Below are 16,691 nucleotides of genomic sequence, written 5' to 3'. Positions count from 1 at the left end.
CCCCAACCAGGAGGAACCCTCGTGAGCGATCGCACCCGAGTCGCGTTGATCTTCGGCGGCCAGTCGTCCGAGCACGGCATCTCGTGCCTGACCGCCGCCAGCGTGTTGAAGGCCATCGATCGCGACCGTTTCGACGTCGTCGGCGTCGGCATCAGCAAGACGGGTCGCTGGACGCAGGTGCCGCTCGACGTCGTCGCGGCCTACGCCATCGTCGACGGCGTGCCGCCCGAGGTCGACGAGCCGGTGCACGACGCCGTCTGGATGGTCGGCGAGCACGGCTGCGAAGTGGCGAGCCGCTCCGGGGAGACGCTCGTTGACATCAACGCCGTCGACGTGGCGTTCGCCCTCCTGCACGGGCCCTACGGGGAGGACGGCACCATCCAGGGGATGTTCGAGATGATGGGCATCCGGTACGTCGGCAGCGGCGTCACCGCGTCGGCCGTCGGCATGGACAAGCACTTCATGAAGGTGGCCTTCGAGGCGGCCGGCCTGCCGGTCGGGCCCTACGTCGCGGCGTCGGCCCACCGGCTCACCCACGACCGCGAGGCGGTGCTCGCCGAGGTGGAGGCCCTGGAGTACCCGCTGTTCGTCAAGCCGGCCCGCGGCGGCTCGTCCATCGGCATCGTGCGCGTCACCGAGCCCGGCCAGCTGGACGCGGCCATCGAAGAGGCCCAGCGCTTCGATCCCAAGATCGTCATCGAGCAGGGCTTCACCGGGGCCCGGGAGTTGGAGGTCGCCGTCCTCGGCAACCCGGACGCGCCCGACGGCTGCGACGCCTCGGTCCTCGGGGAGATCCGCGTCAACGCCAAGGACGGGTTCTACGACTACGAGGCCAAGTACTTCGACGAGGACGGCGCGGCGCTCGACGCCCCCGCCGACGTGACGCCCGAGCTCGCCGCCAGGATCCAGGAGCTCGCCAAGCAGGCGTTCCACGCCGTGGACGCCGAAGGGCTCGTCCGCGCCGACTTCTTCGTCGCCGACGACGACGTCTGGATCAACGAGGTTAACACCATGCCGGGCTTCACCCGGATCTCCATGTACCCCACGCTGTGGCAGGCCTCGGGCCTCACCTACACTGATCTCGTCGCCCGGCTCATCGAGCTGGCCCTGCAGCGCCCGGTGGGGCTGCGGTGAGCTCCGAGTTCGAGCTGATCGACACCATCACCGCCGGCGTCGTCGTGGGCGACGACGTCGTGGTGCCGGTGGGCGACGACGCGGCGGTGCTCAGCCTGGCGGGGCACACGGTGGTCACCACCGACATGCTCATCGAGAACGTGCACTTCAAGCGCCAGTGGTCCTCGGCCCGGTCCATCGGGCGAAAGGCCATCGCCGTCAACGTCTCCGACCTGGAGGCGATGGGTGCGCGCCCGAGTTCGGTCGTGATCGCGCTCGCCTTCCCCAAGGACCTCGACCAGCAGTGGGTGGTCGACTTTGAGGCAGGCGCCAAGGAGGAGTGTGTCGCGGCCGGGGTGAGCCTCGTCGGCGGCGACCTCAGCAGCTCGGCCCACGTCGCGATCTGCGTGACGGCGATCGGCGACATGGAGGGCACCGCCCCGGTCACGCGGGCCGGCGCCCGACCCGGCGACGTGGTGGCCGTCTGCGGCAAGCTCGGCTGGGCGTCGGCCGGGCTCGTGGTCCTGCAACGCGGGTTCGGCTCGCCCAAGGACGTGGTGGCCGAGCAACTCACCCCGAGCGTCCCGTATGGCCAGGGCATCGCGGCGGCGAGGGCGGGCGCCACCGCCATGCTGGACGTCTCCGACGGTCTTCTCGGCGACCTCGCGCACATCGCGGAGAGCAGCCAGGTACTCATCGACGTGGACACCGCGCTCATCGAGATCCCCGAGCAGGTGCAGCGCGTCGCTGCGGCCACGGGCAAGCCCCCACTCGGATTCGTCCTGGCCGGAGGCGAGGACCACGCTCTGGCCGCGACCTTCCCTCCGGGCGCGCCGTTGCCCGTCGGATGGCGGCGGGTCGGTACGGTCGCGGAGGGCTCCGGGGTCACGGTCGACGGACAGCCGTGGGACGGCAGCCTCGGCTGGGACCACTTCGGCTGACCCGGTGTGGGCTGCGTGGTCATCGCGCAGCTTTCGGCTACCGTGGCATCCATGGCGTCCCGCGCAACTTCCCCAAAAACGCGGAACACCAGCACCCAGGCGCGCTCGCGGAGCGGGTCGGGGGCTGCACGTTCCACAGCCAAGAAGCCGGCCTCAAAGGCACCGGCCAGGTCGTCGTCGGCGACCCCGCGTAAGAAGACGCCCCCGCCCAAGAAGCAGGGCCCCGGCGTCGGCATGACGATTCTCAGGGGCATCGGCGCGGCGTTCCGCGGCCTTGCGGGCGGCGTCGGCTGGGTGGCCCGCAGCTTCGGAGGCGCGGCGCAGGACGTCGACCCCAAGCTCCGGCGCGACGGCTGGGGGCTGCTGCTGCTCGCGCTCGGCATCATCGTCGCCGCACGGTTCTGGTTCGGTCTACCCGGCACCGTGGGCGAATGGCTGCAGGTGGGCATCACGACAATCTTCGGTCGCATCTCGCCGGTCGTCCCGGCGGTGCTGCTGTACGGGGCCTGGCGGGTCCTGCGGCACCCCCGCGACGTCGACGAGGCGCCCCGCACCGGACTCGGCTGGTTCCTCATCACGCTGGGCGTGCTCGGCCTGGTCAACATCTCCCGCGGGCTGCCCGACCCGAGCGACCTTCCCGCGCTGCGCGAGGCGGGCGGCGTGGCCGGCTACCTCTCCAGCTCCGTGCTCACCGAACTGCTGACCGTGTGGGTCTCCGTGCCGCTGCTCGCGCTGCTGACCCTGTTCGGCATCGTGGTGGTCATCGGCCGCCCGCTGCACGAGATCGCCGCCGGCATCGGCCGGGTCTTCGGTTCTCTCGTCGAGCGCGACACCCCGTCGGGTCGCGACCCGAAGCTGAAGCTCGGCGTCGACGTCCCCTACGACACGCCGCTCATCGAGGATCCGGTCGAGGACGACTACGACGTCTACGACCCCGACGACGAACTGCTCCCCGCCTCCGAGCCGACCCATTCCCCTGAGCCCCGGCAGGTGCCGGGCAAGCCGAAGGCCGAGGCCCCGCGCGACCTTGAGCCGCCCCCGCACACTCCGCCGCCGGCCCGAGCCGAGCAGATGCAACTCGGCGGCGACATCGTCTACCAGCTGCCCGACGACCGCACCCTGGCCCCCGGCAGCAAGCCGAAGGCTCGCACGGAGGCGTCCGACAAGGTGGTTCGGCAGCTCGCCGAGGTGCTGCGCGAGTTCGAGATCGACGCCCGCGTGACGGGCTACACGCGCGGGCCGACGGTGACGCGCTACGAGGTCGAGCTCGGCTCGGCGATCAAGGTCAGCAAGGTCACGGGACTGGCCGACAACATCGCCTACGCCGTCGGGTCCAACGAGATCCGCATCCTCACCCCGATCCCCGGCAAGTCCGCCATCGGCATCGAGATTCCCAACATCGACAAGGAAGTGGTCTCGCTCGGCGACGTGCTGCGCTCCGCCAAGGCGAAGAACGACCACCACCCACTCACCGTCGGTCTGGGCAAGGACGTCGAGGGCGGCTACGTCGTGGCGAACATGGCCAAGATGCCCCACCTCCTCGTGGCTGGCGCCACCGGGTCCGGCAAGTCGAGCTTCATCAACTCGCTGATCACCTCGGTGATGATGCGCGCCACCCCGGAGGAGGTCCGCATGCTGCTCGTGGACCCCAAGCGCGTGGAGCTCAACCACTACGAGGGCATCCCGCACCTGGTCACCCCCATCATCACCAGCCCCAAGAAGGCCGCCGAGGCGCTCGCCTGGGTGGTGCGGGAGATGGACATGCGCTACGACGATCTCGCGGCGCACGGCTTCCGCCACGTCGACGACTTCAACAAGGCGGTGCGCGCCGGGCAGGTGAAGCCCCCGGAGGGCTCCGAGCGGGTCCTCACCCCCTACCCGTACCTGCTCGTGGTGGTGGACGAGCTCGCCGACCTCATGATGGTGGCTCCGCGCGACGTCGAGGAGTCGGTGGTGCGGATCACGCAGCTCGCTCGGGCCGCCGGCATCCACCTCGTGCTCGCCACCCAGCGCCCCTCGACCGACGTCGTGACCGGCCTCATCAAGGCCAACGTGCCCTCCCGGCTCGCGTTCGCCACCAGCTCGATGACCGACTCGCGCGTCATCCTCGACCAGCCGGGCGCCGAGAAGCTCGTCGGCAAGGGCGACGGCCTGTTCCTGCCCATGGGCGCCGGCAAGCCGATCCGTGTCCAGGGTGCCTGGGTCAACGAGTCGGAGATCCGCGACGTCGTGACGTTCGTCTCCACGCAGCTGCAGCCCAACTACCGCGACGACGTCACCGCCGGGGCGTCGGCCGAGAAGAAGGTGGTCGACGACATCGGCGACGACCTCGACCTCGTGCTCGACGCCTGCCGCCTCGTCGTGGAACTCCAGCTCGGCTCCACCTCGATGCTCCAGCGCAAGCTGCGCGTCGGCTTCGCGAAGGCCGGCCGCCTGATGGACATCCTGGAGAGCAGGGGAGTGGTCGGCCCGTCCGAGGGGTCGAAGGCGCGCGACGTGCTCGTCAAGCCCGACGATCTCGACGAGGTACTCGCGAATCTCGCCGCAGGCTGAGTGGGGTCCATAATGACCTCGATGACCACCACACATTCCGTCCACATCGCGTCCCTCGGCTGCGCGCGCAACGACGTCGACTCCGAGGAGCTCGCGGCGCGCCTCGAGGACGGCGGCTTCGTGCTCGTCGACGACCCCGAGCGGGCCGAGACGGTGGTGGTCAACACGTGCGGGTTCGTCGACCAGGCCAAGAAGGACTCCATCGACACCCTCTTGGCGGCGGCCGACCTCAAAGACACCGCCGGGGTGAAATCCGTCGTCGCCGTCGGCTGCATGGCCGAGCGGTACGGGGCGCAGCTCGCCGCCGAGCTCCCCGAGGCCGATGCCGTACTCGGCTTCGACGACTACGCCCAGATCGCGGACCGGCTGCGCTCCATCCTCGGCGGGGAGCGGCACGAGGCCCACGTCCCCCGTGACCGGCGCCGGCTGCTGCCGCTCACGCCGTCGGCCCGCCCGGCCGCGGCGTCCGCCGTCGCCACCCCCGGCCATGCGCCACTGCCCGAGGGGCTGGCCCCGGCGTCGGGCCCCCGGCCGCTCCGGCGTCGGCTCGGCGGCGGCCCGTCGGCGTCGCTCAAGATCGCCTCGGGCTGCGACCGCCGCTGCGCCTTCTGCGCCATCCCCGCCTTTCGCGGGAGCTACCTCTCGCGGCCCGTGCGCGAGGTGGTCTCCGAAGCCCGATGGCTCGTCGAGCAGGGGGTCAGGGAAGTGTTCCTCGTCTCGGAGAACACTTCCTCCTACGGCAAGGACCTCGGCTCCGAGCATCGGCTCGAGACGCTCCTGCCGGAGCTCGCCGCGATCGACGGGCTGGACTGGATCCGGGTCAGCTACCTGCAGCCCGCCGAGATCAAGCCGAGCATGCTCGCCGCCATGCTGCAGACACCGAAGGTGGTGCCGTACTTCGATCTGAGCTTTCAGCACGCGTCCGCCACGGTGCTGCGCCGGATGCGCCGCTTCGGCAGCGCCGAGGCGTTCCTGGCGTTGATCGAGCAGATCCGGCGCAGCGCCCCCACCGCGGGCATCCGCAGCAACGTCATCGCCGGGTTCCCGGGTGAGACCGAAGCCGACGTCGAGATCCTTCGGCAGTTCATCGTCGAGGCCAACCTCGACGTCATGGGGGTCTTCGGCTACTCCGACGAGGAGGGCACCGAGGGCGCCACCCTGCCCGACCATCTACCCGACGACGAGATCGAGACGCGCCGCTCGATGCTCGCCGATCTGGCCATCGAGGTGTGCGAGTCGCGCGCCGCCGAGCGCATCGGCGAGGACGTCGTCGTCCTGGTGGAATCGGTCGACGACGACGGCGTCGTGGGGCGCGCGGAGCATCAGGCACCCGAGACCGACGGCGTGGTCCTGCTCACGGGCGCGGCGCGGGTCGGCGACCTCGTGCCTGCCACAGTGGCAGACTCTGTGGGGATCGATCTGACAGCGGAGGCGAAGTGACAGAGAAACCACGCCGGGTGAAGCCCAGCAACTGGAACGTGCCGAACGTCTTGACGGTGCTGCGCATCGTGCTGGTGCCGGTCTTCGTCGTTCTGCTGTTCATGGAACCGGAGAACCAGTTCTGGCGTCTGATGGCGACGCTGGTGTTCATCGTCGCCATGCTCACGGACCTGGCCGACGGCCACATCGCGCGCAAGTACAACCTCATCACCGACTTCGGCAAGCTCTGGGATCCGGTGGCGGACAAGGCGCTCACCGGTGCGGCGTTCGTGTCGCTCAGCATCCTGGGCGAGCTGCCGTGGTTCTTCACCATCATCATCCTCCTGCGCGAATGGGGGATCACCTGGGTGCGCGCTGCGATCGCGAAGTACGGGATCATGGCCGCCAACAAGGGCGGCAAGCTGAAGACGCTCACCCAGACGTTCGCGCTGATCCTGTTCAGCCTCTGGCTGCCGGGGCTACCGGGCGCGGTGCAGGTGCTGGCCTGGCTCCTCATGTGGGCCGCACTGATCCTGACGGTCGTCACCGGCATCGACTACCTGAAGCACGCCTGGGCCATCCGCCGCAAGGGGAAGGCTGAGGCGCGCTAGGCTGGCCAGCAACCGTTCGAGGAGGTCCGGCCGTGTCACTGGCAGCTGACGTGATCAAGAAGATGACCGAGCGCTCGCTCACGCTCGCTACGTGCGAATCGCTGACCGGCGGCGGCATCGGGGCTGCGCTGACCTCCGTGCCCGGGGCCTCAGCCGTGTACCGCGGGGGGCTGGTCACCTACGCCCGCGACCTCAAGTCCTCGCTCGCGGGCGTGGACGAGCAGCTCATCGCCGACGAGGGCGTGGTGAACGAGCTGACCGCCGTCCAGATGGCGTTCGGGACCCAGCGCCGCTGCAACGCCGACTGGGTCGTCGCCACCACCGGCGTCGCCGGCCCTGAGAAGATCGACGGCGTGGACGTCGGCACCGTGTGGTTCGCCGTCGTCGGGCCGAAGGTGGGCATGTCGCCGGCCCCGCAGTACACGGAGCTCACCCGGTTCGAGGGCGATCGCGAAGCCATCCGGGGCGCGGCCGTCGAGCACGCCTTTGCAATGCTGCTGCGCGTTTTGTGATCCTGGAACAAATCCCGTAGCCGCGGTGTTGAACCAGTCGAGGCGAGCACCCGGCTCGCCAGGTTGGTAGGAATGCCGTGAAGACAATTCTGATTCGTAAGGTGATGGGCGAGACACTGCGGGAAACCCGCATGTGCGCCGGCATGACCCTGCGCGAAGTGTCCACGGCGAGCATGGTCTCGCTCGGCTACCTGTCCGAGATCGAGCGTGGACACAAGGAAGCGTCGAGCGAAGTGCTGTGCGCCATCGCGCGGGCGCTGGATATCTCGCTCTCCGACCTCATGATCTCGATCAGCGCGAAGCTGGCAACGCTCGAAAACGCCCACGCCCGGGTGCCGGTGGCCGCCTAGGCTCTGTCGCGGTCGCCCGGGTCAGCGGTGCTTGGGACCCTCGACTACGTGCACCTCGACCCCCGCATCGCGGAACCGGTCGAGCTGCGTGTCGGGTGCGCCCGAGTCTGTGACGAGGATCTGGATCTCGCTGAAGTCGGCCATCTTCGCCAGGGTCGTGTTCCCGACCTTCGTTGAGTCCACCGCCACGATGACGCGCTGTGCCCGCTCGATCATGGCGTAGTTCGTGCGTGCCTCGATCTCGTCGTGCGTGGTGAGACCGCCCTCTGCGCTGATCCCGTCGACGCCGATGACCGCGGTGCCGACGTTGACGAGCTTCATCGTCGATTCGGCCAGCGAGCCCACCAGCTCCAGCGAGTTGGGCCGCAGCACGCCGCCGGCGATGAGCACCCGGGCCTGTCCCTGCTCGGCGGCCTCGAGCCCGATGCTCAGTGAGTTCGTGATGATCGTGAGGTCGTCGCGGTGCCGGAGCGCGCGCAGCACCTCGGCAGTGGTGGTGCCGCCCGTCAGGCCTATCGCATGCTTTCCCGTGGGAATGAGGCTCGCGACCATCCGAGCTATCCGGCGCTTGGCGTCCTGATTGCGCCCGTCGCGGAGCCGGACCGGGAGCTCGCGGTTGCCCTTCACGGGGCGGGCTCCGCCGTGGGTGCGTTCGAGGAGCCCCTGAGCGGCCAGCAGCGCAACGTCGCGACGGATGGTGGCCGCCGATGCGCCGAGCGCGTCAGCCAATTGCGATAGCGGCAGTTGTCCTTGTTCGCTCAACAGGGCGAGCAGCGCCACCATCCGATCCGAGCGCTTGTGGGAAGGCATTCCGGGTGCGTTCATCCGTGCGGGGCTCCTTTGCACACAGGGTGGTTCCTGATCGAAATGGTCAGAATACTGAGCGAGAGTCTACACATGAGCGAGCGTACGCACGCGACCCTGCTCACCGCGGTTGACCGTTTCTGGCGTTCTCGGTGACGGTGTACGTTGACCTGATGCGAGAGGTCGAGTTGTGGGCACGGATGGCAGCGGTGCTTCCCGGCGGCTACGCCGCGACCTGGGCGGACCAGGTGGTCCTCGAGGACCTGGACGGGCGAACCGTCCGGGACGCGCTCGGGGCCGGGATTCCGTGCAAGCGCATCTGGCGGGCCGTGTGGCGGCAACTCGAATTGCCCGACACGCTGCGCTGAACTCGCGGGCGTGTCGCACTCTCCCAATCGAACGAGTGTTCGGTAGGCTTCAACCGTCACGTTCTCCACAGGGCGGAACCTGCATGGGAAATTGTCGGTGCGGAAACCTACTGTGGTGGGTGACATCAGAACTGGCCACCACGGGCCAGCACGAAAGGAACTCTCATGGCCGTTGCGGACCGCACCAAGGCGCTCGAGGCAGCGCTCGCCCAGATCGAGAAGGCCCACGGCAAGGGCTCGATCATGCGCCTCGGCGAGGACAATCGCCAACCCATTGACGTCATTCCCACGGGCTCGGTTGCGCTGGACGTGGCGCTCGGCATCGGCGGGTTGCCGCGCGGCCGCGTCATCGAGATCTACGGCCCCGAATCCAGCGGTAAGACGACCGTGGCCCTCCACGCGATCGCCAGCGCCCAACGCGACGGCGGCATCTGCGCCTTCATCGACGCGGAGCACGCCCTCGACCCCGACTACGCGCAGAAGCTGGGCGTCAACACCGACGAACTGCTCGTCTCCCAGCCGGACAACGGCGAGCAGGCGCTCGAGATCGCCGACACGCTGGTCCGCTCCGGTGCCATGGCACTCATCGTCATCGACTCCGTGGCCGCTCTGACGCCGCGCGCGGAGATCGAGGGAGAGATGGGTGATTCCCACGTCGGTCTCCAGGCGCGTCTCATGAGCCAGGCGTTGCGCAAGATGACCGGCGCTCTGAAGTCCTCCAACACCACCGCGATCTTCATCAACCAGCTCCGCGAGAAGATCGGCGTGATGTTCGGCAATCCGGAGACCACCACCGGCGGTCGCGCGCTCAAGTTCTACTCGTCGGTGCGCCTGGACGTCCGCCGCATCGAGACGCTCAAGGACGGCACCGAGATGGTGGGCAACCGTACCCGCGTCAAGGTGGTCAAGAACAAGGTGGCCCCGCCCTTCAAGCAGGCGGAGTTCGACATCATCTACGGACAGGGCATCTCGCGCGAAGGCAGCCTCATCGATCTCGGCGTGGACGCCGGCATCATCCGCAAGGCCGGTGCCTGGTTCACCTACGAGAGCGACCAGCTGGGACAGGGCAAGGAGAACGCGCGCACGTTCCTGAAGAACAACCCCGACGTGGCCGCAGAGATCGAGCGACGCATCCGCGTCCACCTCGGTGTCGATCAGGAGGCCGTGCCGGAGGGTATCGACCCGGTGACGGGCGAAGTTGACTTCTGAGCAGGGCGACCAGCTTGAGGTTGCCAGGAAGATAGCGCTGGATCTCCTGGCGGTCCGGCAGCGCTCGGCCCACGAGCTGGGCGCTGCCATGGCCCGCCGGAACGTCCCCGACGACGTCGCAGGTGAGATCATCGCCCGCTTCACCGGGGTCGGTCTGGTGGATGACGAGGCTTTCGCCGCGGCCCTCACCAGCACGCGCTCGACGGTGGGTCAGCGGGGCCGTCACCGCATCCGGGCCGAGCTCCAAGCCAAGGGCATCGACCGCGAGGTGGCCGAGTCGGCGCTGGCCGATCTTGACCCGGACGACGAGCTGGAAGCCGCCCTGGCGCTGGCACGCCGGAGGGCCCGCTCCATGACCTCGCTCGAGCCGCACGTGGCGCGCCGACGGCTGGCGGGTGTGCTCGCGCGCCGCGGGTTCCCCAGCTCCGTCGTCAGCGCTGCGGTGTCCGAGGCGCTGGGCGGCTCTGTTGAGTTTTCCACAGGGCAGGAATAGGCTCGGGGTCAAGGTCCCAGACCCCGCATGAATCCGCCCGGGCTTCCGGGCACTGAAAGTTGACACCTTTTCGGCGTGTGCCGTCTCTATGCCCTCACGTGGCGTTGGCGGGTGCGCCCACGACGTTTCCATGTGTGGTGCCCTGAGGCCGAGAGCTGAAGGAGGCGCCATGCAGGAACTGGGATGGATCATCGCGGGTGTGCTGCTGGTCGGCCTACTGGGGTTGGCCTGGCTCTGGCGGCGGAGCGCGGCGCAGTCACTGCAGGAGCGCGACTCCTGGGAGCGGCGCTCGCGCGACGACATGAACACGATGCGGGCCTCGGCGCAGGCGGCGGCCACCAGCATCCGCGAGGACGCCGAGCGCGTGCTGGCCCAGGCGCAGGCCCGCTCCAGGGAAGCGATGGAGGACGTCGAGCGCCGCAGGGCGGAGATGGAGGCGAGCCTCGCGGCCCAGCGGGCTGAGCTGCGGGAATCGAGGGCAGCCCAGGAGCGGCGGGAGTCCCGCCTCCACGAACGCGAAGACCGGCTGGCCGCGGAACTCGAGGGGCTCGACGCCCGGCTGCAGCGCATGGAGGTGCAGCGCGCGCAACTGAAGGAGCAGCGCGAGGAGGCTCGCGCCGAGCGGGAGCAGGCCGCGGCGGAACTCGAACGGATCGCCGGACTCACCCACGCCGAGGCGCGCGCCGAGGTGGTCGCCGAGGCGGAGCGGCAGGCGAAGCTGACGGCCACCGCGATCGCCCGCGACATCGAGGCCACCGCCAAGCGCGACGCTGACAAGCTGGCCCGCTCCATCGTCGTCACCGCCATCCAGCGGGTGGCCTCCGAGCAGACGAGCGAGTCGGTCGTCTCCACCGTGCACCTGCCGAGCGACGACATGAAGGGCCGGATCATCGGCCGGGAGGGCCGCAACATCCGGGCGTTCGAGCAGATCACCGGCGTCAACGTCCTCATCGACGACACTCCCGAATCGGTGCTGCTGAGCAGCTTCGACCCGGTCCGCCGCGAGGCCGCGCGGCTGACGCTGGTGGATCTCGTGGCCGACGGCCGCATCCACCCGGCCCGCATCGAGGAAGTGTTCGAGCGGAGCGAGCGCCGCATCAGCGAACGGATCGAGCGGGCCGCCGAGGACGCGCTCACCGAAGTGGGCATCGTCGACCTGCACCCTGACCTCGTGCCGATCATCGGCTCGCTGGCGTTTCGCACCTCATACGGCCAGAACGTGCTCAGGCACCTCGTCGAGTGCGCACACTTGGCCGGCGTCATGGCCGCCGAACTCGGGCTGGACGTGGCCACGTGCAAGCGCGCGGCCTTCCTCCACGACATCGGCAAGGCGCTCACCCACGAGGTCGAAGGGCCTCACGCGATCATCGGCGCCGAGCTGCTGCGCAAGCACGGGGAGCACGACGACATCGTGCACGCCGTCGAGGCGCACCACAACGAGGTGGAGCCCCGCACCGTCGAGGCCATCCTCACCCAGGCCGCGGACGCCATCTCCGGCTCACGCCCCGGCGCGCGGCGGGAGTCGCTCGAGGCCTACGTCGAGCGTATGGAGAACCTCGAGACCATCGCCACGTCGCACGACGGCGTCGTGCGCGCCTACGCCATGCAGGCCGGGCGCGAGGTCCGGGTGATGGTCGCTCCCGAGGACGTCGACGACGCAGGGGCGCAGGGGCTGGCCCGCGACATCGCCCGCGAGATCGAGCGCAACCTCAGTTACCCGGGCCAGATCCGGATCACGGTGGTCAGGGAGTCCCGGGCCACCGAGACGGCCCACTGAACCCGGCTCACCGGACCCGGACGCCCCACTCGCAGCTCGTGCTCTCGCCGGGCTCGAGGATGATGACCCCGTCATGCGTCGGGCCCTCGTTGAACGCGTCTGGCCCGCAGGTCATGGGCTCGATCGCGATGCCGTCTCGGGTCGGCGCCGTGAACACCTGACCCCACCGCATCGAATCGTCGGCCCAGAGCGACACAGTGCGGTCCGCGGTGGTCACCGACACCTCCCATCCGGTCTCCGGGTCGCAGAACGCCGTGTCGAGGACTGTGTCGCCGACCGTCTTGCCGCCCCGGAAGTCGTTGGCCACGGTCACCTCGGTGAGCTCGCCCGGCAGCAGCCTGACCTCATCGACGAGGAGTTCCCTGCGGAACGGGGTGGTGAGCACCGCCGTGGCGAGGTCTGCGGCCACGTACGGGTGGGCACCGTAGCCGTAGGGGAGTCGGTTCCCGCCGAGGTTCTCCGCGGTGACGCGGACCGTGAGGCCGTCGTCGGAGAGCCGGTGGACGATCGTCATGCCCAGCACGCCGTCCCAGCCGTTCTGTGGGTAGATGACCGCGGACTGGACCACCTCGGTGGCGGAACGGGACTCGACGCGCCACGGGAGGAACCGGCCGAGACCGTGGAGGGCCGTGTGGCGGGGCGGCTCGGTGATGTCCAACTGCTGCTGCTGGCCGTCGAACGTGTAGCGGCCGTCGCGGATGCGGTTCGGCCAGGGGGTCAGCTGCTGGCCACTGCAGTGCCGCGGGGTGCCCGTCTCCGGAAAGGTCCACAGCACCTCCTCGCCGTCGACGGTGAGGCTGCGCAGCGTTGCCCCGACCTCCGTGACGACGACCGCGTAGCGGCCGTGGTTGATCTCGAGCTGTTCTCCGGTGGGCTTGATCGTCATAGGGGCGAGCCTAGTGCCCGTTTCGCCGGTTCGCTGAGCGCCGTTACCATGGGGCGCACCATGGCAGAAACCCGCAGTTACCACGTCATCACCTACGGGTGTCAGATGAACGTCCACGACTCCGAGCGCATCAGCGGCCTCCTCGAAGAGGCCGGACTCGAACGTGCCGAGGCCGACCCGTCCGCGGGTCTGGGTGCGGGGGCCGACGTCGTCGTGTTCAACACGTGCGCGGTCCGGGAGAACGCCGACAACCGGCTGTACGGCAACCTCGGTCACATGGCCAGGGTGAAGGCCGGTCATCCCGATCTGCAGATCGCGGTGGGTGGCTGCATGGCGCAGAAGGACCGCGACCTCATCCTGAAGCGCGCGCCCTGGGTGGATGTCGTGTTCGGCACCCACAATGTCGGGGCCCTGCCCCGGTTGCTGGAGCGCGCCCGCGTCGAGCGCGAGGCCCAGGTGGAGATCAAGGAGGCGCTGGAAACCTTCCCGAGCAACCTCCCGAGCCGCCGGGAGTCCCCCTACAGCGCGTGGGTCTCGGTCAGCGTCGGCTGCAACAACACCTGCACGTTCTGCATCGTGCCAGCGCTGCGCGGCAAGGAGACCGACCGCCGGCCCGGCGACATCCTCGCGGAGATCGAGATGCTGGTGGCCCAAGGCGTCCAGGAGATCACGCTGCTCGGGCAGAACGTCAACGCCTACGGGGTGGAGTTCGGCGACAGGCAGGCCTTCGCCAAGCTGTTGCGCGCCTGCGGGGGATCGACGGGTTGGAGCGGGTGCGCTTCACCTCCCCGCACCCGAAGGACTTCACCGACGACGTCATCGCCGCGATGGCCGAGACCCCCAACGTCATGCCACAGCTGCACATGCCGCTTCAGTCCGGCTCCGACGACGTGCTGCGAGCCATGCGCCGCTCCTACCGCTCCGCGAAGTTCCTGGGGATCCTCGACCGGGTCCGGGAGGCGATGCCGGAGGCCGCCATCACCACCGACATCATCGTCGGGTTCCCCGGTGAGACGGAAGCCGATTTCCAGGCAACGATGGACGTGGTGCGCCAGGCGCGGTTCTCGGCGGCCTTCACCTTCCAGTACTCGATCCGTCCGGGCACCCCGGCGGCGACGATGCCGAACCAGGTGCCCAAGGAGGTGACGCAGGAACGCTACGAGCGACTGGTCGATCTCGTGAGCGACATTTCGTGGGAGGAGAACAAGAAGTTCTCGGGACGTGACGTGGAGGTGATGTTCGCCACCGGCGAGGGCCGCAAGGACGCCGAGACCAACCGGATGAGCGGCCGGGCCCGGGACAACCGTCTCGTGCACGTGGCGGTCCCCGACGACGCCTCGCTTCGGCCCCGCCCGGGCGATGTGGCGACGGTGCGCGTGACCCACGCGGCCCCGCACCACCTCAACTCCGACGAGTTGCCGCGCGACCTGCGGCGCACCCGTGGCGGCGACGCGTGGGAAGCCGCGCAGGGTGCACCGAGGCCGGCGGCGGGCGTCGGCCTCGGCATGCCCGTCCTGGGCAAGCCCGAGCCGTTGCCCGTGGTTAGCGGCTGCTAGGAGCCGGGCACCGGGGTGGTCGGCGGGACGTTGTCCGATCCCGAGATCTCGTCGAGGTGGTTGTTGGCGAAGTCCTGCGCCTGGTCAACCTGCCCCGCGTACTTGCCGCCGGTCTTGTCGTCGACGAAATCGCCGCCGCGCTCGATGCCGTCTTCGATCTTGTCCTCGTGCTGTGCCGCGAGATCGCGGGCCTTGTCGAACAAACCCATGGAGGTTCCTCCTTCTATCGGTTGGAACTGCCCACTGTGCCACCGTTGAGGGTGGGAGGAAAGGATTATGCCCAAACCCAGGTGGCACACTGGCGGGGTGCCTGTTCCTCTCGTCGTCCTCGTCGGCCCGACCGCGACCGGCAAGTCCCGGCTGGCCGTGGATGTGGCCCTCGCTCTGGCGGAATCGGGGCAGCCCGCGGAGATCATCAACGCCGACTCGATGCTCGTCTACCGAGGCATGGACATCGGCACCGCGAAGCCCACGGAGGCTGAACGGCGGGGGGTGCCGCACCACCTCATCGACATCGCCGAGGTGACCGAGCGGACGTCGGTGGCGGAGTTCCAGACGCTGGCACGAGGAGTGATCGCACGCCTCCGTGACGCCGGCACCGTGCCGATCGTCGTGGGCGGCTCCGCGTTGTACACCAGGGCGATTACCGACCACTTCGACTTTCCGGGCTCCGACGACGAGGTGCGCGCCCGCTGGGAGGCGGAGCTCGCACGGGTCGGGCCCCACGAGCTCCACCGCCGGCTGGCGGAGATCGCGCCCGAGTCGGCCGCGAAGATCGAGCCGGGCAACGGCAGGCGGACGGTCCGGGCGCTCGAGGTGGCGGAGCTCACCGGCGGGCACCGGCCGTCGCTGCCGGAGTGGACCTACGAGCTGAGCGACGTCCACCAGTTCGGTCTATGGCTGGACCGGGCGGAGCTGGACGCCCGCATCGACGGGCGGGTGGAGCAGATGTGGGCCGACGGCCTCGTGGAGGAGGTCCGGGCGCTCCTCGACCGCGGGCTGCGAGAGGGGGAGACCGCGGTGCGGGCCATCGGGTACCGGCAGGTGGTGCAGTTTCTCGACGGGGAGCTCAGCGAGCGGGAGGCGAAGGCCGCCGTGCAGCGCGCCACCCGGACGTTCTTCCGTAAGCAGCTCGGGTGGTACCGCCGCGACCCGCGCATCACCTGGCTCGACGCAACCAGCGCATCGAACGTCGCGGCCGTGCTCGCGGGGATAGGATTGGGAACTACGGCGGAAGGAGAGGTCGGTGCGTCGATTCAGCTTCCACAAGGGGCACGGGACCCAGAACGACTTCATCATCCTTGACGACTCCTACGGCATGCACGACATGCACCCGGAGTTCATCAAGACCATGTGCGATCGTCGCAGCGGCATCGGTGCCGACGGGGTGATCCGGGTGGTGCGAGCCTCCAGCGTCCGGGAGTGGACGGGGGAGCCGAGCGTGTGGTTCATGGACTACTACAACGCCGACGGCACGACCGCCGAGATGTGTGGCAACGGACTGCGGGTGTTCGCGCGGCACCTCATCAACGAACAACTGGTCGACACCGGCTCGTTCGACGTGGCCACCAGGGCCGGGCTCAAGCACGTCGACGTCGCGCGGCACGGGCTCATCCGCACGGACGTCGGGGCGGCGACGCTCGTCGACGAGGCCGTCACGGTCGGTTTAGGGGAGCGGGAGTGGCCGGCTGTCAAGGTGGACGTCGGCAATCCGCACGCGGTGGTTTTCGTCGACGACGGCGAACTCGCGGATCTTGACCTCACCCGGCAGCCGGGCTGGGCGCCGCAGGACGCCTACCCGAACGGTGTCAACGTGGAGTTCGTGCACGTGGACGGACCGGGCAAGCTCTCGATGCGCGTCCACGAGCGCGGGGTGGGCGAGACCAAGAGCTGCGGCACCGGCGTCGTCGCCGCCGCCGCGGCCTACCGCGCCCGAACCGGCTTCGATTCCACCATCGAGGTGACGGTCCCCGGCGGCGAACTGGCGGTCGACTTCGACGGTGACGACGCCTGCCTGACGGGACCCGCGGTCATCATCGGCCGGGGCGAGTTCTGGCTCTAGTTCTCCACAGGCGGGGCGGCGGGCTTGGCCCGCTTGC

The 16,691-nt window shown here is 69.3% G+C and carries 16 protein-coding genes and 1 pseudogene; 14 read left to right on the top strand and 3 right to left on the bottom strand.

Features of this window, described 5'->3' with window-relative positions:
- Positions 1-21: 21 nt before the first annotated feature.
- The 7 genes from RPIT_RS07070 to RPIT_RS07040 all read left to right on the top strand — a co-directional run bounded on the left by RPIT_RS07070 (position 22) and on the right by RPIT_RS07040 (position 7,499).
- The gene (locus RPIT_RS07070) at positions 22-1,134 is read left to right on the top strand and encodes a D-alanine--D-alanine ligase family protein (RefSeq protein WP_226996361.1); all 1,113 of its coding nucleotides are present in this window, start codon (positions 22-24) and stop codon (positions 1,132-1,134) included.
- A complete protein-coding gene (locus RPIT_RS07065; protein WP_077341877.1) occupies positions 1,131-2,054 on the top strand; it encodes a thiamine-phosphate kinase in 924 nt (307 codons plus the stop codon). Before RPIT_RS07070 ends, RPIT_RS07065 begins: the two co-directional genes overlap by 4 nt.
- A gap of 51 nt (positions 2,055-2,105) precedes the next feature.
- A complete protein-coding gene (locus RPIT_RS07060; protein ID WP_176789345.1) occupies positions 2,106-4,607 on the top strand; it encodes an FtsK/SpoIIIE family DNA translocase in 2,502 nt (833 codons plus the stop codon).
- 21 nt (positions 4,608-4,628) lie between these two features.
- Positions 4,629-6,047, top strand: coding sequence for a 30S ribosomal protein S12 methylthiotransferase RimO (gene rimO, locus RPIT_RS07055; protein ID WP_093665053.1), 1,419 nt, complete (start codon positions 4,629-4,631; stop codon positions 6,045-6,047).
- Positions 6,044-6,637: a CDP-diacylglycerol--glycerol-3-phosphate 3-phosphatidyltransferase gene (gene pgsA / locus RPIT_RS07050; protein ID WP_077341873.1), complete on the top strand. Its 594-nt coding sequence runs from the start codon at positions 6,044-6,046 to the stop codon at positions 6,635-6,637. The genes rimO and pgsA overlap by 4 nt, the downstream gene beginning before the upstream one ends.
- Positions 6,638-6,699: 62 nt before the next feature.
- A complete protein-coding gene (locus tag RPIT_RS07045; RefSeq protein ID WP_418361382.1) occupies positions 6,700-7,149 on the top strand; it encodes a CinA family protein in 450 nt (149 codons plus the stop codon).
- Positions 7,150-7,226: 77 nt separating this feature from the next.
- Complete coding sequence (locus tag RPIT_RS07040; RefSeq protein WP_077341869.1) at positions 7,227-7,499, top strand: helix-turn-helix domain-containing protein; 273 nt, start codon at positions 7,227-7,229, stop codon at positions 7,497-7,499.
- Positions 7,500-7,520: 21 nt separating this feature from the next.
- On the opposite strand, the gene RPIT_RS07035 is transcribed toward RPIT_RS07040, so the two are convergent.
- Positions 7,521-8,282: a DeoR/GlpR family DNA-binding transcription regulator gene (locus RPIT_RS07035; protein WP_077344248.1), complete on the bottom strand. Its 762-nt coding sequence runs from the start codon at positions 8,280-8,282 to the stop codon at positions 7,521-7,523.
- A 194-nt stretch (positions 8,283-8,476) separates the two neighbouring features.
- On the opposite strand from RPIT_RS07035, the gene RPIT_RS07030 reads away from it, so the two are divergent.
- The 4 genes from RPIT_RS07030 (at position 8,477) to rny (ending at position 12,150) form a co-directional block, all read left to right on the top strand.
- The gene (locus RPIT_RS07030) at positions 8,477-8,671 is read left to right on the top strand and encodes a DUF3046 domain-containing protein (RefSeq protein WP_077341867.1); all 195 of its coding nucleotides are present in this window, start codon (positions 8,477-8,479) and stop codon (positions 8,669-8,671) included.
- A 165-nt stretch (positions 8,672-8,836) separates the two neighbouring features.
- The gene (gene recA, locus RPIT_RS07025; protein ID WP_077341864.1) at positions 8,837-9,880 is read left to right on the top strand and encodes a recombinase RecA; all 1,044 of its coding nucleotides are present in this window, start codon (positions 8,837-8,839) and stop codon (positions 9,878-9,880) included.
- Positions 9,870-10,373, top strand: coding sequence for a regulatory protein RecX (locus RPIT_RS07020; protein ID WP_077341862.1), 504 nt, complete (start codon positions 9,870-9,872; stop codon positions 10,371-10,373). The genes recA and RPIT_RS07020 overlap by 11 nt, the downstream gene beginning before the upstream one ends.
- Positions 10,374-10,542: 169 nt before the next feature.
- A complete protein-coding gene (gene rny / locus RPIT_RS07015; RefSeq protein ID WP_077341860.1) occupies positions 10,543-12,150 on the top strand; it encodes a ribonuclease Y in 1,608 nt (535 codons plus the stop codon).
- A 7-nt stretch (positions 12,151-12,157) separates the two neighbouring features.
- Here the strand turns inward: rny and RPIT_RS07010 are convergent, their stop codons facing one another.
- Positions 12,158-13,036: an aldose 1-epimerase family protein gene (locus tag RPIT_RS07010; protein ID WP_077341858.1), complete on the bottom strand. Its 879-nt coding sequence runs from the start codon at positions 13,034-13,036 to the stop codon at positions 12,158-12,160.
- A 48-nt stretch (positions 13,037-13,084) separates the two neighbouring features.
- Here RPIT_RS07010 and miaB point away from each other — a divergent pair.
- A pseudogene (miaB, locus tag RPIT_RS07005) lies at positions 13,085-14,592 on the top strand (tRNA (N6-isopentenyl adenosine(37)-C2)-methylthiotransferase MiaB).
- Here the strand turns inward: miaB and RPIT_RS16115 are convergent.
- The gene (locus tag RPIT_RS16115) at positions 14,589-14,801 is read right to left on the bottom strand and encodes an antitoxin (protein WP_077341856.1); all 213 of its coding nucleotides are present in this window, start codon (positions 14,799-14,801) and stop codon (positions 14,589-14,591) included. The pseudogene miaB and the gene RPIT_RS16115 overlap by 4 nt on opposite strands.
- 157 nt (positions 14,802-14,958) lie before the next feature.
- On the opposite strand from RPIT_RS16115, the gene miaA reads away from it, so the two are divergent.
- Complete coding sequence (miaA, locus tag RPIT_RS06995; RefSeq protein ID WP_418361381.1) at positions 14,959-15,897, top strand: tRNA (adenosine(37)-N6)-dimethylallyltransferase MiaA; 939 nt, start codon at positions 14,959-14,961, stop codon at positions 15,895-15,897.
- Between the two features lie 13 nt (positions 15,898-15,910).
- Entirely contained in the window at positions 15,911-16,654 is a 744-nt protein-coding gene (gene dapF, locus RPIT_RS06990; RefSeq protein WP_237267866.1) for a diaminopimelate epimerase, read from the top strand.
- Positions 16,655-16,691: the final 37 nt, after the last annotated feature.

This window comes from Tessaracoccus flavus (genome assembly GCF_001997295.1).
In the GTDB taxonomy this organism is placed as follows: domain Bacteria; phylum Actinomycetota; class Actinomycetes; order Propionibacteriales; family Propionibacteriaceae; genus Arachnia; species Arachnia flava.
This window is presented reverse-complemented; position numbering and strand designations above follow the sequence as displayed.

What these genes read in the sequence shown, in the direction of transcription:
- RPIT_RS07060 (WP_176789345.1), top strand. Translation starts at nt 2,106, where the DNA reads ATGGCGTCCCGCGCAACTTCCCCAAAAACGCGGAACACCAGCACCCAG.
- rimO (WP_093665053.1), top strand. Translation starts at nt 4,629, where the DNA reads ATGACCACCACACATTCCGTCCACATCGCGTCCCTCGGCTGCGCGCGC.
- RPIT_RS07045 (WP_418361382.1), top strand. Translation starts at nt 6,700, where the DNA reads ATGACCGAGCGCTCGCTCACGCTCGCTACGTGCGAATCGCTGACCGGC.
- RPIT_RS07035 (WP_077344248.1), bottom strand. Translation starts at nt 8,282, where the DNA reads ATGGTGGCGCTGCTCGCCCTGTTGAGCGAACAAGGACAACTGCCGCTA.
- RPIT_RS07030 (WP_077341867.1), top strand. Translation starts at nt 8,477, where the DNA reads ATGCGAGAGGTCGAGTTGTGGGCACGGATGGCAGCGGTGCTTCCCGGC.
- recA (WP_077341864.1), top strand. Translation starts at nt 8,837, where the DNA reads ATGGCCGTTGCGGACCGCACCAAGGCGCTCGAGGCAGCGCTCGCCCAG.
- rny (WP_077341860.1), top strand. Translation starts at nt 10,543, where the DNA reads ATGCAGGAACTGGGATGGATCATCGCGGGTGTGCTGCTGGTCGGCCTA.
- RPIT_RS07010 (WP_077341858.1), bottom strand. Translation starts at nt 13,036, where the DNA reads ATGACGATCAAGCCCACCGGAGAACAGCTCGAGATCAACCACGGCCGC.
- RPIT_RS16115 (WP_077341856.1), bottom strand. Translation starts at nt 14,801, where the DNA reads ATGGGTTTGTTCGACAAGGCCCGCGATCTCGCGGCACAGCACGAGGAC.
- dapF (WP_237267866.1), top strand. Translation starts at nt 15,911, where the DNA reads ATGCACGACATGCACCCGGAGTTCATCAAGACCATGTGCGATCGTCGC.